General features: G+C 57.8%; 2 protein-coding genes. One reads left to right on the top strand and one right to left on the bottom strand.

Features of this window, described 5'->3' with window-relative positions:
• The first annotated feature begins 389 nt into the window (after positions 1-389).
• Positions 390-629 (top strand): hypothetical protein, encoded by a 240-nt coding sequence (locus MOX02_RS30315; RefSeq protein ID WP_147029465.1) that lies wholly within the window; start codon positions 390-392, stop codon positions 627-629.
• Between the two features lie 236 nt (positions 630-865).
• On the opposite strand, the gene MOX02_RS30310 is transcribed toward MOX02_RS30315, so the two are convergent.
• Positions 866-1,297, bottom strand: coding sequence for a CBS domain-containing protein (locus tag MOX02_RS30310; RefSeq protein ID WP_147029464.1), 432 nt, complete (start codon positions 1,295-1,297; stop codon positions 866-868).
• Positions 1,298-2,091 lie beyond the last annotated feature (794 nt).

Raw genomic sequence — 2,091 nt, 5'->3', positions numbered from 1 at the left:
CGCGCGCTCGCCTAGTCCATCATCTCGGTGCTAGGGCCGGTGTCAACGCCGAGGGCATTGGCATCATCCTCGACTTAGTTGATCAAGTACATGGGCTGCGCTCAATGCTGCTCCGGGCGCTCAGAGCTCACCGAGATGGACATACCGAAGCTCAAGAAGGCAGAAAAAGCTGAATGTCCGGGAGCATGGCGTTGCGGGCATACGCAGTATCTTACCTCGAGATCGCGCATCAAGGCCAACTACCCTCGACTGAAATGCATCTTTGGATTGACTGGGCTCAATGAAAAGAACGGCGGCGCAATCCATGGACCAGCCACCCTCACGACGACCGAAGGAGGCTTCGAGAGACCACTTACTCTTCACGTCGCAAACAGGCTGAAGGTTCCCCAATGACCCCATCGGAGGCAGAAGCAATTGCCGCGGCCGACAACGCCACGGTCGCGATCATGAGTGCATTGATCACCTTCTTGGAGAAACAAGGCGTGATGAAACGGGCAGATTTCGCCACCTTTCTGAGCACCGCGATTGAGGGCTGGCGTGCTGAAGGAGCGGACGAGAAATTAATGCGGCTTATAGCGATCAAAGCACGCGGCATGTCGCTTGACCCACCACCCTCACTCCAGAACTGAGTGTTACTTAAGCAGGATACAGCGGCTGCTGCCTATCAGGCGCTGTATCCTGCCACGTGACGCTCCTCAACTGCCGCGAGATACCCTGGCTATGTTGCTTGATGAACATAGCTCTGCTTCTGCTAATGCTTCTTGAAAAACCGATTTATAGTTGCCCACAAAGTGTGACACCGTAAAAAACCCAGGAAAGTTGCCAACAACGTCTGTAGAAGCCAGCCCGGTGACAGTCTCACATTTCACGCCATGTTGATGTAATCGTGCATGGCCTGTCGTTCGGCCTCTAGGACAGCCAACTGCCGTTCAATCACGTCACGGATGGAGATGATGCCGACGAGCTTGCCGCTCTCGCACACTGGCATATGGCGGAATCGGCCCTCAGTCATCAGCTGCATCACCTCGTCGTTCGTGGTCTCGCGCCGGCAAGTGACAACCTTCCGCGTCATTTGGCTTGAGACCGGCAGGTCCAGGGCGGAGGTCCCATGGGTCGCAAGCGCGTGCATGATGTCGCGCTCTGAGATGATGCCAACAACAGTATGAGCCTCGTCCATGACGACCAGCGCACCGATGCCATTCTCAACTAGCAGGTGGATGGCGTCTGCAAGCGGATTACCAGGGCGTACCGTGATGACAGAGGCGCCCTTCTCGGCCAGGATATGCGCAACAGTCATGATGTTCCTCCCTGAAGAAACACTACAAAACGCGCGACAGCTGCTAGTTGCTCCCGCCAATCGGAAGCCGTACTTGGGCCAAGCTGTTCCGTGAGGCCGGCACAGGACAGCGGCGCAAGTTTCTCCTAGAGATACCTGTCGAAACAGAAAGGGGTGTAGTCCGGAGCGCGTTCTGATTTCCTCAAGCTGCCGCCCGGAGAATTATCTACTGGAGCTGCTTACACAAGCGTACCTGCCCAGCTTCGACGCGGCGGCACAGACCAACAGCGCGAATGCGAACTCTCGCAGAAATTCTCGCTCTGTTCGCTATTTACTCTTGCCTTCCGTCAGAGTCCTTACGATATCTTAGGTGCTCTGCTGAAGCGGAGCGGCAAGGCCCCGCCACATTCGCTAACTCTTCACGAGCCGAGGTTGTGGCCGGTGGCCTTGCCTGCAGCGAATGACCTCGGTGCTTTATGGCGGCATCCTGGGAATGATGCTGGTCGTGACGCGGCGGATCTTTGATGAAGTTGACGAACCGCAGGCAGCCTGGATCGCGGTGTTCGCCGGTGCGCTGGTCATGGCCTCGGGTTCTCGGCCGCGATGGTCTTCGGTGAGTGGAAGGCATGGGCCGAAGTCGCTGTGGGCAACTGGTTCCTGGCAGCGCCCCGGGGTTTCGCATTGGGAGTGCCTCTGGCGGGCCGGCCTGTGCTCATGCCGTCGTCGGGTCCGTGGTGTCCGGAATTGCAGTCGTCGGGATAGGGAGCAGCAGGGCTGGCCTGCGGCCGCTCGAGTTCAGTCAACGTCGAGCCTCG

Source organism: Methylobacterium oxalidis (genome assembly GCF_007992195.1).
GTDB classification, from domain to species: domain Bacteria; phylum Pseudomonadota; class Alphaproteobacteria; order Rhizobiales; family Beijerinckiaceae; genus Methylobacterium; species Methylobacterium oxalidis.
Note: the sequence above shows the minus strand (reverse complement) of the source record. Positions and strands in the feature narration are given on the sequence as shown.

Excerpts from the sequence above, each read along its gene's own strand:
- MOX02_RS30310 (WP_147029464.1), bottom strand. The coding sequence starts at position 1,297 with ATGACTGTTGCGCATATCCTGGCCGAGAAGGGCGCCTCTGTCATCACG.
- MOX02_RS30315 (WP_147029465.1), top strand. The coding sequence starts at position 390 with ATGACCCCATCGGAGGCAGAAGCAATTGCCGCGGCCGACAACGCCACG.